We start from the raw sequence: 15,144 nt of genomic DNA on the forward strand, positions 1-15,144 counted from the left end.
GCCAGACCGTCCAGGTAAGAATAGAAGATTTGGCGATACTGTTTAGGGGATTTCGAATGGGTCAAAATAACCACCTCCGAAATCCTTCGGATTATGGATTAGTTCCGAGCTTCGGTCTGTCAAGTGCCATATTCGGATAATTTATAAACTTTTGGAGCAACTCCACTGCTTGTGTTAAAAATCAAAAAAACGAGGAGCGAATTCCGCATGGAAGACACTCCTTAACTTAACGACATTGGAAATTTTTTATGTCAATAAGTATTACTTCTCTGCGAATAAAGAACTAAATAAATTCAGATTACCTTTTGAAAATTTAAAGTAATGAATTGATCAGAAATAAAAAAACAGATTGAATAACAGAGTACGAAAATATATAAGAGACTATAAAATTGTGATATAAAGGAAATATAACTCAGTATAAAATAACAATAACTCTTCTTAGCTCATTACCAGAATCAAAGCGATCAATTCTTGAAGAGTCCAGCTATTTCAGGGGGATAAGAATGACAAAAAATACAGAACATCATAATCCAAGATCACCAGAAGCCAGAAAAAGAAGAAAGAGACGAATTCGAAATCGGAGAATACTGCTGGGTGTTGTTCTGCTTCTGCTGTTAGTGCTGGTGATTTTTTTAGTTCTGAAACTCAGTTCATGCCACAAAGTTCCTGGCCAAACTGCATCGCATAATAGTTCAGAAATTACCACCATAGAAATTTCTACGGATCATCAACTGACCTCCGAAGACTTTGTAAACGGAGGCTTCAGTGCAACAGATCTGAGTTTTGAAGATTCCATTGCAAAAGATGATCAGGGAAATTATGTGCCAGGAACCTACACCATTGACGTTATGGATGCGGATGGAAATAAACACAAAGTTTCTGTCGTAGTCCTGGCCAAACAGAGCGCCGAATCTTCTGAACCGTCAGTTTCGCAAAAACATCAGGTTTCCATTGAAAATGGAACGACAGTTGTTGATGGAATTCTGATCTCAAACAAGAAACATCCATTGCCTGCTGACTTTAATCCAGGCAATGATCCTCTCGCAGAACAGAAAGTTCAGGAATTAATCGCTGCAATGCAGTCTCACGGATTGGATGTTCAGAATACAACTTCTGGTTTTAGAGACTACACCTATCAGGAACAGCTGTATAACGGCTATGTAGAACAATATGGTGTAGAAGAAGCGGATAAGATTTCAGCCAGACCTGGTTATTCTGAACATCAGACTGGATTGACCCACGATTTGATCAATACCGCCGGCGAATTAATTACCAGTGAACCAGAAGCTGCATGGATCAGAGAAAATTGTGCTGACTATGGATTTATCGTTCGCTATCCACAGGATAAGGAAGATGTTACCGGTTATTCATATGAGCCATGGCATTTACGATATGTCGGAGAAGAAGCGGCAAGAGAAATCATGTCCAAAGGAATTACTCTGGAAGAATATCTTGATGTAGAAGGAGGGGACTATGCATAGCCCCTTTTTTTTATGTTCTTGTGTTTCGTTTGATCTTTTTGATACTTTCAAATAAACCTCCCATAAATCAATTGAATACTCAGCAACGAAACTGAACGCCCAAAGTAATTCGAAGAGAAATACGAAGAAAAATTTAAATTTCGAAAACACTTAAAGAGACAGGAAATTTCCCGAAAATATCATCTGTTTGATTTTGTAAGAGGAAAATCACATCTTCCGTCTTAAGGGGCGTTGTATAATTGGTTAGATACTTTGAACCGAAAGAAAGGACGATCAGATGAGACGATTTACCAAGCTTCAGCGAGGGCTGATCATTGCCAATGTGTTATTGATTGTAATCTCGTGCGCCATGTTGGGACTCAGGCAGAAGACGATATCAAATCTCGGCTACAGTGCCTGGACCTATATTAAATATGGATTGATTGACTATCCTCTGACATCAGCTGGAAGCATGATCCAGGATGTCGCCAATCTCTGGCATGTTTATGATGACAATGAGTATTTGAATCAGCAGCTGGCAGACCAGAGATCCTATCAGACTCTTTACGAAGAAGAACGAAGTAAGAATGCAGAGCTCGAAGGACTGATCGAAATGAAAAATGCTCAGGAAGCGGCGGTTGAAGTTTCCTGCAGAGTCATTTCCAGACCTCTTGATGCATGGGATCAGACGTTTACAATCTCGGCTGGAAGTTCTTCTTCGATTGAAGAAAATATGCTGGTTGTATCAAGTGATGGAGCCGTCGGACTTGTTGAATCTGTTCAGAATAATACCTCGGTAGTTCGTCTGCTCAGTTCAAGTGAAATGACAAACGATATTGCCGTACAGATTTCCCTTGAGGATGGAAGTTCAGTTGAAGGAGTTCTTCGTGGATATGATGCCAGGGAAAACCGCTATGAAGTGACTTTGTTTGATCATGAAGCACTCGTTTCTCCAGGGCAGCTGGTTTCTACTTCCGGTAAGGGCGGGAACTATCCTTCCGGTATTTATATCGGAGCAGTTACAGGTGTAAAGATGAGTGATGATGCGATCATCTCGACCATCTATGTTCAGCCTGTAAAAAATATGAATTCTTTTACTTATGTGACCGTTATTGGCAACGGAGTCATTTCATGAGAAAAAAGACAGCAATTCTGATCGGTTTTTCGGTTTTGGGACTGCTGGACTCAGTTCTTTCTTACGGCCTGCCGCTAAACTTTCAATACACCGGATTTTCCATCCTCTGGCACTGGTATCTGATTGGATTGCTTGTTTTTGTTCGTGATAAGCCAATCCTGCTTCGCTTTCTGATCAGCTCATTAGCAGCCATTGCTTATGGCATGCTTTTTGGAAGCGGATCGCTCTTTATCTGGGTTTCGTTTGTTGGATTAGCCGTCCTGATCGGCTTCTTTCAGAACTGGATGAATAACCATACCAGACAGTTTCTGGTCTACCTGCTGATGGTTACAGTTTTTGATCTCTTCTCTTATCTGTGGATGAGAAGTGCAGGAGCCATTGGTGTCAGCTTTTTCTTCTGGCTTTATCGAATGGAGGCTGTCACGATCTTTGTGAGCGCAATTTGTATTGTGACCGTCATGTTTGCAGATAATGTAATGGTTCGATTCTTCCTGATTCAGCGACATCTGGAAAGAAAGCATGAAAAGAAGCTGCTGGCTAAAATGCAAGCTCAGAAAGCCACCGAATATTTGTAATTCAAAAAACGTATAGACAATTGTAAAGTCGAAGTCCTGCCTTCTGGTGAAAGCAGGACTTTTTTCGAGAGATCCGAAAGGTTCTGTCCGTTAAAAAGGCAGGCAGCTTAGTGATAAGATGAAAGGGAAAAGCACTGATTATAACTTTGCTGAAAGGAAATACGCTATGAAAAAGCTTTTGCTTGTCGATGGAAACTCTGTCTTGTTCAGAGCCTACTATTCGACAATTTATACCAATCCGATGAGTACATCGACCGGAATTCCAACCAATGCGGTTTTCGGTTTTATTTCCATGCTGAACAAAGCCATCTCCACCATGCAGCCGGATGCCATTCTGGTCGCATGGGATGCTGGCAAGAAAACCTTCCGGCACGATAAATTTGATGACTATAAAGGAACCAGAAAGCCTTTGGATGAAGAACTGATCGTCCAGATGCCGATTGTACGTGAATTCCTGGACGAAAATGGAATTGTCCGTTATGAGCAGGAAGGATATGAAGCGGACGACATCATCGGTTCAATGGCTAAAGCAGCCGAAGATATGGACGTTTCTATTCTGACTGGTGATAAGGATCTGCTGCAGCTGGTCAATGATCATACGAAAGTTTTGATGATGAAAAAGGGAGTCAATCAAATGGCGGTGATGGATGAGGCAGCCATTGATGAACAGTATGGTCTTAAACCAATTCAGATTATCGATCTCAAGGGGCTGATGGGGGATCCATCTGATAATATCCCGGGGGTTAAACATATTGGAGAAAAGACAGCTCTGTTATTGCTTCATAAATATGGAAGCATTGAAGAAACCTATGCCCATCTTGACGAAATTAAAGGCAAACGTCATGAATATCTCGAAGAAGGCAGGGATTCGGCTCTTCTGTCCAAGGAACTTGCAACCATCTTTACTCAGATGAAGCTGCCTTTTGATATTGCCGATCTGATGTATAATCCAAACGAGAAAAATCCAAATACGTTTTATCAGAAATATGAAATGCGCTCCTTACTGACTTCACTTCCAACACAGCCTGAGGAAAGCAAATCCGCAAGTATTATTCATACTTCAGAGTGTCCGTTTACTGCTGAAGATGAAATCATCCTGATGCCGGTCGCCGACCAGAAACCATTTATGGAGCAGAGCCTGTTTGGTTTTATGCTTTGTGAAAATTCGCCAAAAAAAGAAGCAGATAAGGTTTATTACCTCAATAAAGAGGATGCATTAAAAGATGATAGTTTTAAAAAGCTGCTTGAAAATGGAAGAAAGATCACCACATGGAATGTGAAGGAAAGCCTCCATTTATTTGATCGCAATGGGTTTGCTCTTCCGAATTTTCAAAAGGATCTTCACTTAGCGGCCTTTTTGCTTTATTCTCAAGCAACCAGTCTGGAAGCTCTTTTAGAAGCCTGTGAAATCACGCTGCCGGTTTCTCTGAAAGACCTGAATAAGAAATCACTGGGTGGATTTACCGAAGAAAGAGCCATTCCGGTTTTCGGAAAATGGATCAGTGAGCTGCCGGCCCTTGATCAGAAGCTCTTTGCCTTGATCGAAGATGAAAATCTGCATGAACTGTATTGGGATGTTGAATTTCCACTGGCCCGGGTTCTTTACGAAATGGAATGCCAGGGCATTTCCATCAGCAAGTCCATTCTGCTCGAAATCGGTAAAAACTATCAGGCCAGAATGGATGAAATCGCTCAGAGAATATATGGATATGCAGGCCATACCTTTAATATCGGTTCTCCAAAACAGCTAGGAGAAGTCCTCTTTGATGAGCTGAAGCTGAAATCAAGCACGAAAAAGCGGTCGACCGCTGCCGAGGTTCTTGAAAAGCTCAGAGACGCCCATCCAATCATTGAAGATATTCTCGAGTATCGAATGTATTCCAAGATTGTGACTACCTACGTCGATGGACTGAAAAAATACATTATTGATGACAAGATCTATACAACCTTCAATCAGACTATGACACAGACCGGAAGACTTTCCAGCTCAGATCCAAACCTTCAGAATATTTCGATCAAGTCAGAAGAGGGAAGAGAGATTCGAAAGGCGTTTGTCGCTCCAGAAAACGACTATTTCATTTCTGCTGACTATTCCCAGGTCGAATTGAGAATGCTCGCTCATATGGCCAATGAAGAATTCATGATCGAAGCGTTCCAGGAAGGGATTGATATTCACAATCGGACGGCATCCATCATCTTTGGCGTTGAACCCGACCAGGTGACAGATGCTCAGCGCCGGACCGCAAAAACAGTGAACTTTGCCATTATTTATGGTCAGACCGAATTTGGTCTTTCTCAGGAGCTGAACATTTCCAGAGTTCAGGCACGAAACTTCATTCGCGCTTATTTCCAGAGCTATCCCAATATTCATCGTTTTATGGATGGTCTGATCAGTGGATGCGAAGAAAACGGATATGTTGAAACCTTAATGCACAGACGCCGATACATCCCGGAAATAAAAGATAAAAACTTCATGACCCGCGAATTTGGAAAACGCGCAGCCATGAACGCTCCGATTCAGGGGTCGGCTGCCGATCTGATCAAGATTGCCATGTTAAGGATGGATCAGGCTATTAAAGAAAAGAACCTGAAAAGTAAAATGCTTTTACAGATTCATGATGAACTGATCTTCAGAGTTCCGGAAGATGAACTTGAACTGATGCAGAAGCTGATTCCTGAAGTGATGGATTCGGCAATGAAGCTGAATGTTCCATTACAGGCTTCTGTCAATACAGGCAAGACCTGGTATGAGGCGAAATAATGCCAGAAGCACCAGAAGTCCAGAATGTGCTGAATTATCTTCAGGAACAGCTGCAGAATCATAAGATTACTTCAGTCGAAATCAGCCATCCTAAACTTTCCGGCAACATGGATTATCATGAGATGGAAAAGAAACTGACTAATCAGACATTTCATAAATTCTTCAGGCATGGGAAATACCTTGTTTTTGAACTCGATGATCTCGATTGGATTTCTCATCTGCGTATGGAAGGTAAATTTCTGATTGAAGATAAGATCCCAGAAGATCCTAAGATTAACAAGCATATTCATGCGAAGTTTCATCTGGATAATGGGAAATGGCTTCTATACATGGATACGAGAAAGTTTGGGCGAATGCAGGTTTATCCCAGAACAGAGGATTATTATTCGCTGCCTGCTTTTGATAAGGTTGGCCCGGATGTTCTTTCAGATCAGTTCAGTGCAAAGTATTTGCACAATAAGCTGAAGAATAGAAAATGTGCAATCAAAACTTCACTTTTAAATCAGTCCATTGTGGCAGGAATCGGGAACATTTATGCCGATGAAATACTCTTCGATGCGGGTCTGGATCCAAGAAGCATATCGAGTCATCTGGATCTTGAAGACTGCAAGAAAATCGTAGATGCGGCTAAACAGATTCTTTCTGAAAGTGTGAAAAGCGGTGGAACGACGATCAGGAGTTTTGAATATGGCAATCATCTTAGCGGAACTTACCAGGATTCACTCAAAGTCCACCAGAAATCAGAGGAAATCTGTTCGAGATGTCATGGAACGATTGAAAAAGTGATCGTCAATCAAAGGAGTACTTATGTATGTCCAGCCTGTCAGATAAGAAAGTGATCGGCCTGACCGGAACCATGGGTTCTGGAAAAAGCACCGTACGAAAACTGCTTTCAGATCGACTAGCAGCGATCGATTGCGATGAATTATCAGCCAGACTACTTGAACCAGGAAATAAGGGATATGAAAGCCTGAAAGAGGCTGGAATGCTTTATGTAGACCCGAATGGCTTTCAGGATAAACAGAAAACTGCAGAGCTTGTTTTCTCAAATCCGAAATATAAAAAGCAGTATGAAAGAATTCTGCATCCTCTCATTCTCGAAGAAATGGATGAATGGGCTAACAGACAGACAGAAGACTGTGTAATCGAAGTTCCTCTTTTATTCGAATTGAATCTTCAGGATCGATTTGATGAAACCTGGACAGTCACTGCTTCAGAACCTGTTGCATTAGCCAGAACAAAGCAGAATCGTCATATCGATATCGAACAGCAGCTGGCCAGAAGAAAGCATCAGATGCCGGATTCCTTAAAAATAGAGTTGGCTGATCGTGTAATCACAAATGATGGATCCCTGAACGATTTGAAGGCACAGCTTGATGTACTGCTTGAAAAACTTCATTCCTGATGGAAACTGTGTTTTAGCTTTTTATAGTCTTCCGGTCGGATCTGAAAGAAAGCCGTGCAAATTAGACGTTGATCTGGATTCAACTCGTCCTGTGAGTCATTTGGAAACTTTCAGGGAAGCTGAAATACTAACTGAAAGCTGATTCAGCAGGATCATTTTGTATAGGCTATTTAAGAAATTAAAGATATTTAGAAATCAAGCCCGATCAGAACGCGTTGAATTTTTTCGTGTTCAATCGGGCTTTTATGCATCGATGAATCTTTGAATCAGAACCCGCAAAGTAATATGATGAATCCTGTATCGATTAAAAATGAAGATAATTCAGAAAAAAGGGGAAGTGTATATGAGCGAAATGGGAACATTCAGTGCAAACATGCAGCCAGAACAGACAAAGGTTTCCTGTGTGCTGAAGATGAGTGATGGACTTTCTTCAAAATCATTGGGGTATTTAAGCCTGCTCTACCGCCCGCTCATTAAAGTCCGTCCATACCTTCTCTATACGGTTTTGGTCTCGCTGGCAGAGCTGCGTGAAAATTATCGTATGGAAGATCTTCTGAACTATACGGGAATGAACATCGGACTGTTTACTCAGTGTCGAAAAGAGCTTGAGCGCTTTTCACTGATGGCAACCTATGCGAATGAAGATGAAACGGAATTACTGATGTATATCATCCCTCCAAAAAGTCCACGTGATTTTTTACGTCATGATATTTTCGGAAGACTGTTCGTAAGCGAAATGAACAGTTCATATGTTCAGAAGATTAAGTCTCTTTATTCGCTGGACTACTCTGTAAAGGATCTGACCAATATTTCTGAAAAGATTCAGACGGAACGTCTTGATTCACACTGGACGATGGAAAAAGAGATGGCCATGCAAAAGCAAAAGCCAGAGCGTCTCGATTTCTCCTACCCATTCAACTGGCAGATCTTTTTTCGAGGAGCTGACCGGACTTTGCCTTCGAGACTTCGTACGGATGCGAATAAGGAAAAAATCGCTATGCTGGCCAATATTTATGGAATCAAGGAAGAGGATATGCGGCGTCTGGCTTCCAGGTATACCAATGAAAATAAAACCGGATTCAACTTTGATCAGATGGAAAATGATCTGAAATATTCAAGGAAAAGAAACCCACAACTTGATGAGGTGGCCAGAAAATCGCCTTATCAGCTTCCGCCGATTAGCTATTATGAAAGACTGCAGAAAAACGGTTCTGAAGCCATGCCGGATGAAAAGGATTTTATCCGCAAGCTGTGTGAACAGTTCGCTTTTTCCAATGAAGTGATGAATACATTGCTTGATTATTGTCTGCAAAACTGTGAAATGAAGTTTATTCCAAAAATCATTCGCCGCGAAGCCAACGTCTGGGCCAGAAATAACATTTCAACTCGTGAACAGGCTTTGGCATTTATCAATAATCAGGGGCTGTTCAAAGAAATCAATAAAAATTCGAAAAGTAAGAACAGCCAGCCTCTTAAAGCCGATGGCAGCACACTGCCAGACTGGTACAAGGAAACAGCAAGCCAGGAGCAGGTACCTGCCAGTGAAGAACTGGTGGCCCGGCTCAAGGAACTGCAGGCTAAATTTAAAAAATAATAAACTCTAATCTTAAATATTCCTGGAGTATTCTGCCTTTTAAATTATTGATGAAGCAGTTAAGCATTCTAACTGCAATCAAAATCAAGAATACATGTATAAAAGATTAAAAAGAGTGCGAGAACAAGAATACAACGGTAAATAAAGTGAAGATACTTAAGAGCAAGTGATCAAACGATTGAATTGAATCATCTGGCCTGGATAGTAGATTCTCTAGATAGTGGATTCTAAGGAAAGGGGACCGACATGAAAAATCCCTATGAAAATCTATCACCGGAAGCGGTGGCTTACAGAAAGCAGCAGATTGAAGCTTTGCGAAAAAATAAAAAAATTGTCAGTCTGCTTTCTCAGAATAAAAAGAATCTGAAATTTCTTGAAGATCATTCGTCTATTCTTACAGACTGGCTTAAAAACCAGGAAACCTGTTATGAATGTGTGGGTCTGAGTAATTGTGCCTATGCAAAAAAGGGAATTGCAGGAATGAGCAAAGAACTCGAATTCGATGAAGATGGCTACATGACGGAAGTTCTCAGACCCTGCAGATACAGGCAGGAGCAGGAAAAAAGAGATGCTCATCTGAGAAACTTCTGGATCAATCATATGGATGCCAATGGACACCTTGTCAATCTGCCTGAAATTTCGCCTGCAGAACCTCAGGCCTATATTAATGCGGCGGTTACTCTGCTTGGAAGTTTTGATATGAAATTTGGAGTCTATCTATATGGACAGGCAGGGACTGGGAAAAGTTATCTGCTATCAGGTCTTGCCAACGAATACGCAAAGGCAGACCAGAGTGTGTGCTTTGTTCGTTTTCCAAGAATGATCAGTGAATTAAAGCAGAATTTGGCAGATGAACAATACAAAAAAGAACTGTTGTGGGATCTGAGTCATTGCGATGTTTTAATTCTTGACGATATCGGCTCGGAAGCAGCAACTCCCTGGACCCGGGATGAAATCCTGTTTCCAATCCTTGATGAAAGAATGAATCAAAAGAAAAAGACATATTTTTCCAGCAATCTGGCACTTGAAAATCTGATCAACCATTATCTGTTTAAATACGAAAACGATTCAGAAGTCGCGGCTTTACGTCTGATGGATCGAATTAAAACGCTGTCCATGCCGGTTCTTCTGGCTGGTGAAAGCCGCAGAATTCATCCAACAAATCTTGGTGGAGTTAAATAAGGTTTCTGAAAGTCTGCCAAGGGCAGTCAAAACGGGTGTTGTCTTAAAATCGAAAAATGAAAGCGGAAACATCGTTTTGAGTTTGAAGACAATCAAATCAAATGACATAAAAATCATGTGTATTTAGGATGTGCAGGTAGATGACATCAGTCATCCAAAAGGAGATGTGAACGATGAAAATCAGAAATGCTGTTGAAGCATTCTCTCTGGCTGGCGTTCTTGCTCTGTCCGTATTCGGATGCAGCTCTGAACCTGCTAAGACGGAAGAAGAAAAAGTCGAAGACCAGGTAAAAGACGATGCTGCAAAGGCCGAAGATGATATCGATAAAGCTGCTGAAGATGTAAAAGATACTGCTGAAGCAGCAAAAGATGAAATTAAAGACACTGCGGATGACGCTGCCAACGACGTTAAAGACGGAACTGAAGATCTCGTAGAAGATACAGAAAACGCTGTCGATGACGTTAAAAAAGACGTTGAATAATCGAAAACATCTATTGTTTTTCAACAATGAAAAGGGTTGAATTTCTTCGATTTGAAGGCTTGCATGATTTGACTTCTTTTCAGAACTTTGAAGCACATAAGCAGGAAAAGTCCCATCGATTGATTTCGATGGGACTTTTTCTTTACTTTTTTTAAAAGTTAAAGTAAGGTAATTTGTGATATTTCATGAGAATTGCATTACACAAGAAAAAAACTCGGAAACCAATCTTGAAAGGATTGGGATTAACATAGAAAAAAACTGAATGAGTTTACAAAATGAAAAATTCTTTTCAAGAAGTTTCGATTAGAGTAAACTATTCTTGTGAAACATATACAAGGAGGAAAATGAGTAATGTTAGTATCAGCTACAGAAATGATTAACAAAGCTCACGAAGGTCACTACGCAATTGGTGCTTTCAACATTAACAACATGGAATGGATCAAAGCGATCCTTTTAGGCTGCGAAGCAAAACAGTCTCCAGTAATGCTCGGAGTTTCTGAAGGTGCAGCTAAATACATGTGCGGTTACAAGAATGCTGTTGACATGGTTAAGAATATCATGGAATTCTACAACATCACTGTACCAGTTGCTATTCATCTTGACCACGGAACTTACGAAGGTGCAAAGAAAGCGATCGAAGCTGGCTTTACATCTGTTATGTTCGATGGATCTCATTATCCATTCGAAGAAAACATGGCTAAATCCAAAGAACTGATTGAATTGGCTCATTCAAAAGGTGTATCCATTGAATGCGAAGTTGGTGGAATCGGTGGAGAAGAAGACGGCGTTGTTTCTAACGGCGAACTTGCTGATCCAGTTGAATGCGGAACGATCGCTGATCTTGGCGTTGATTTCCTTGCTGCAGGTATCGGTAACATTCACGGCAAATACCCAGCTAACTGGGCAGGTCTGAACTTTGACGTTCTTGCTGAAATTCAGAAAACTACTAATGGAAAACCACTCGTACTGCACGGCGGATCTGGAATTCCACAGGAAATGGTTAAAGAAGCAATCACTCTTGGTGTTTCCAAAGTGAATGTAAACACTGAATGCCAGATCGTTTTCGCAGATGCTACTAAGAAGTACATCGAAGACGGTGGAATTGATAAACCAAAAGGATACGACCCACGTAAACTGCTTAAACCAGGTGCAGATGCAATCCAGGCTCTGGTTGAAGACTACGTAGTAAACTACTTCGGTTCTGCTGGAAAAGCTTAAATCGATCATTATTATTGAATAATTGCTATTCAGAAGGTGGGGAATTTCCTCACCTTCTTTTTTGCTTGTTTTACGAAGTTTTAAGCTTTTAAATGGCGTTCGATTGAAAAAAGAAGCCGCATATTATCCCTCCTCTTTATGTATGGACTTCATAAAAGCTTCAGATCGATTACAATTAAATAGACATTCAGAACTTTTTTGCCATTTCCTGAATCTGCTCATAGTTTTCCTTAGCATCATCTGGCACAATCTGATGTTATAAAATCTGCCCTTCAGGTTTTATAAATTTTATAAATATGAGAGCGGCCTCGGGAATTATATTTTTGAAAAGAGCGTGAAACAAAGGTGACCGAACAGTTTTGAATGAATGAAAATATTCAAATAAATGGTGATTTAACCAGAATATAGAAATCATTTTAGAAATCGAATCAGGATCTAATATCATTTGAATAAATAGACCTTATAAAGCAGGTCTGAAAAGATGGTCAAAGGTCGATTTGTATTTCTGTTATCTCTTCAACTTGAAGAAAGGACAAAATATGAGTGAATTAAAACCGATCAGCGTGCGCGATCTGCTCGAGTTCTCTTTCTATGGAGATCTTAAAACCTGCGGATCCCGCATCCTGTTTATCCAGGCAAAGGCCGATGAAAAGAAAAACTATATTCGTGATCTGATGGAATATCATCCTGAATCCGGAAAGATTACCCAGCTGACTCACCGCGGCAATATCGGCACTTATCAGTTCAGAGATGAAAATTCTGTTTATTTCTGTCTGCCTGAACAAAGTAATGAAAACAATAAGAACCAGGAAAATAAAGAAGAAGCTTCAACAGGAACTTCGCTGATGCTTTTGCCCCTTGATGGCGGAGAGGCTTATCAGGAAGATGTTCTGGATCTGAAGGGGGCAAGTATTGCTGCTGTTCTTGAAGATGGAAAGCTTTTAATGAGTTACTCCTGGAAAGAAGAGGATGAAGCATTCAAGGAAGATGCAGATTACGAAGTCCTTGATGAATCTCCATGGTATTTCAATGGATCTGGTTTTATTCGTCATGAAAGAAACGGCCTGGCTTTATATGATCCAAAGACTAAGGCTCTTGATAAGGATCTGACGGGCAAACTTAATGTTTCTGCAGTTTCAGCCTTTAAAAATAAAATCTATTTTTCAGGATCCGAAATGAAAACTGTCGCGGCTTTGCAGGAAAGCGTGTTTCAGCTCGATCTGGATACAAAAAAAGTCACTGAACTTACGGCAAAGAAAAAGATGAGCATCTTTTCTGTTAAAGCCTGTGAAAAAGGTGTGTTTATTATTGGAAGTGAAAATAAGCGATATGGTCTGAACGAAAATCCATATATCTATCTTCTGAATCCAGAAACCGGCAGCTTTGATGGAATCCTCGGTTGGGATGAGGCCTATGGAAATACGGTTGGAACGGACTGCGCTGTTGTTGGTGGAAATTCGGATTTCATTGATCCATATACTTCAGTCCTGAGCTTTGTCAGCACAATCGTGGATCATAATAATCTTTATACCTTTGACGGCAGCATTCTTCATGAAGTCCTTGAGTGGCAGGGAACAATTCATTCGTTTGGATATGCCAATGAAACGCTGTACTTTATCGGAGCTGCGGAAAATGAGCTTCAGCAGCTCTATCGTTTAGAAGCAGGAAGACCTGTTGTTTTATCAGACTTTAACGAACTGTTAAAGGAACGCTACGTCGCCAAAGTCAAACCTATCATTTATTTAAACTATGCCAATGAAGATCAGATGGGCTGGGTTTTATATCCAAAGGACTTTGATCCAAAGAAGACTTATCCAGGTATTCTGGATATTCATGGAGGTCCAAAAACGGTTTACGGCAAAGTGTTCTACCATGAAATGCAGTTATGGGCATCCGAAGGATATTTTGTTTTCTTCTGTAACCCATTTGGTGCAGATGGTCAGGGCAATGCTTATGCCGATCTGCGGGGAAAATATGGAACAGACGATTTTAAGGATCTGATGAACTTTACAGATGCTGTATTAAGAGAAGTTCCAAATCTTGATCCGAACAGACTGAGTGTGACTGGAGGAAGCTATGGCGGATTTATGACCAACTGGATTATTGGGCATACTGACCGCTTTAAAGCTGCGGTCTCACAGCGCTCCATTTCAAACTGGATTTCTTTCTATGGAACCAGCGATATTGGACCAGAGTTTACTGTAGATCAGCAGGCTGCCGGTTTAGAGCATGTCTCAAAACTATGGGAGCATTCACCATTGGCCTATGCCAGTCAGATTGTCACTCCGACTCTGTTTATTCATTCAGATGAAGATTACCGATGTCCGCTCGAACAGGGAATGCAGATGATGCAGTCGATTCTGCAAAAGGGCGTTCCGACAAGAATGTGCCTTTTCCATGGTGAAAACCACGACTTATCCAGAACGGGTCAGGTAAAACACCGTCTGCGCCGACTGGACGAAATCACCCGCTGGATGAAAAAGTACAATCCGGTAAATCATTCGATAAATAACGAAGGGAAGAAGGAGGGAAATCCGCAATGAAGCCGCAGGAACTGTCAGGAAACAGACAATCTGTAAAAGAGAATACGGATAGGAAAAGAAAGCGTAAACCGGATTCTTCCTACCGTTCGACGCGCTCTGCAAAAGTGCAGAACATCAATGATAACCGCAATGCTTCTGCAAACAAAGCAGAAAACAGGAAACAGGAAGGCCGTAAAAAGGAAAAGCGGGTAGTCGACAAGCGGCTGTATGCCCCAGTCTCTGGAGATATCATTCCTTTATCGAGTGTAGCCGACCCAGTATTCGCTCAGAAGATGATGGGCGATGGAATCGCATTTTTACCCGAAGGGGATATGGTGGTTTCTCCCTGTTATGGAAGCGTTGCAATGATCGCAAGAGCAAAAAATGCGGTTGGAATTGAGAATGATTACGGAGATCAGATTCTTGTTCACATCGGACTTGATACAATTGATTATAATGGAAAGGGAATAGAACTCCTCTGTTCGGAAGGACAAAGAGTTAAACCGGGAGTACCGCTTGTAAAGCTTGATCGGCGCTTTTTCGATTCAGTCAAAGCCGATCTGACAATCCCGATGACTATTACAAATCTGGATTTTGGTGTCTATCAACCCCTCGAAGGAGACCGCGCTCAGGCAGGAAAAACGCCTGTTCTCGAACGCCGCTGAATTCTGGATTATTTACCGTTCGCAGCTTTTCGTGTATACTTTCAAATTAAATGGTGGGGGAGACTCACCATTTTTTCAAGTGGATAAACGGTAATCCGTTTTCAAACCCGATAAAATATGAAGGTCAGGAAACGTTAAAGATTTT

12 protein-coding genes are annotated in these 15,144 nt (G+C 41.1%); all 12 read left to right on the top strand.

Translation table 11 applies throughout. The features are described 5' to 3' along the window. Positions 1 to 503 precede the first annotated feature (503 nt). Positions 504 to 1,481 carry a M15 family metallopeptidase gene (locus BO222_RS13480; protein ID WP_143356963.1) on the top strand — a complete coding sequence of 326 codons (978 nt, stop codon included), beginning with the start codon at positions 504 to 506 and terminating at the stop codon, positions 1,479 to 1,481. A gap of 277 nt (positions 1,482 to 1,758) precedes the next feature. Further along, a complete protein-coding gene (gene mreC / locus BO222_RS06660; RefSeq protein ID WP_233131219.1) occupies positions 1,759 to 2,595 on the top strand; it encodes a rod shape-determining protein MreC in 837 nt (278 codons plus the stop codon). Next, positions 2,592 to 3,170 (top strand): hypothetical protein, encoded by a 579-nt coding sequence (locus tag BO222_RS06665; RefSeq protein ID WP_075819517.1) that lies wholly within the window; start codon positions 2,592 to 2,594, stop codon positions 3,168 to 3,170. Before mreC ends, BO222_RS06665 begins: the two co-directional genes overlap by 4 nt. Positions 3,171 to 3,336: 166 nt before the next feature. Then, complete coding sequence (polA, locus tag BO222_RS06670) at positions 3,337 to 5,931, top strand: DNA polymerase I (RefSeq protein ID WP_075819519.1); 2,595 nt, start codon at positions 3,337 to 3,339, stop codon at positions 5,929 to 5,931. Continuing rightward, entirely contained in the window at positions 5,931 to 6,770 is an 840-nt protein-coding gene (gene mutM / locus BO222_RS06675) for a DNA-formamidopyrimidine glycosylase (RefSeq protein WP_075819521.1), read from the top strand. The genes polA and mutM overlap by 1 nt, the downstream gene beginning before the upstream one ends. After that, positions 6,743 to 7,336, top strand: coding sequence for a dephospho-CoA kinase (coaE, locus tag BO222_RS06680; RefSeq protein WP_083647712.1), 594 nt, complete (start codon positions 6,743 to 6,745; stop codon positions 7,334 to 7,336). The genes mutM and coaE overlap by 28 nt, the downstream gene beginning before the upstream one ends. Before the next feature lie 343 nt (positions 7,337 to 7,679). Beyond that, positions 7,680 to 8,930 (top strand): DnaD domain protein, encoded by a 1,251-nt coding sequence (locus BO222_RS06685; RefSeq protein WP_075819523.1) that lies wholly within the window; start codon positions 7,680 to 7,682, stop codon positions 8,928 to 8,930. A 246-nt stretch (positions 8,931 to 9,176) separates the two neighbouring features. Beyond that, positions 9,177 to 10,112, top strand: a complete 936-nt coding sequence (locus BO222_RS06690) for an ATP-binding protein (protein WP_075819525.1) — start codon at positions 9,177 to 9,179, stop codon at positions 10,110 to 10,112. Positions 10,113 to 10,285: 173 nt separating this feature from the next. Then, the gene (locus tag BO222_RS06695; protein WP_075819527.1) at positions 10,286 to 10,594 is read left to right on the top strand and encodes a YtxH domain-containing protein; all 309 of its coding nucleotides are present in this window, start codon (positions 10,286 to 10,288) and stop codon (positions 10,592 to 10,594) included. 351 nt (positions 10,595 to 10,945) lie between these two features. Further along, on the top strand, positions 10,946 to 11,812 hold the full coding sequence (fba, locus tag BO222_RS06700; RefSeq protein ID WP_075819529.1) for a class II fructose-1,6-bisphosphate aldolase: 867 nt from the start codon (positions 10,946 to 10,948) through the stop codon (positions 11,810 to 11,812). A gap of 539 nt (positions 11,813 to 12,351) precedes the next feature. Then, complete coding sequence (locus BO222_RS06710; RefSeq protein WP_075819533.1) at positions 12,352 to 14,355, top strand: alpha/beta hydrolase family protein; 2,004 nt, start codon at positions 12,352 to 12,354, stop codon at positions 14,353 to 14,355. Continuing rightward, entirely contained in the window at positions 14,352 to 14,999 is a 648-nt protein-coding gene (locus BO222_RS06715) for a PTS sugar transporter subunit IIA (protein ID WP_083647714.1), read from the top strand. The genes BO222_RS06710 and BO222_RS06715 overlap by 4 nt, the downstream gene beginning before the upstream one ends. Positions 15,000 to 15,144 lie beyond the last annotated feature (145 nt).

The sequence above is a fragment of the Ileibacterium valens genome, assembly GCF_001945525.1.
GTDB classification, from domain to species: Bacteria; Bacillota_I; Bacilli_A; order Erysipelotrichales; family Erysipelotrichaceae; genus Ileibacterium; species Ileibacterium valens.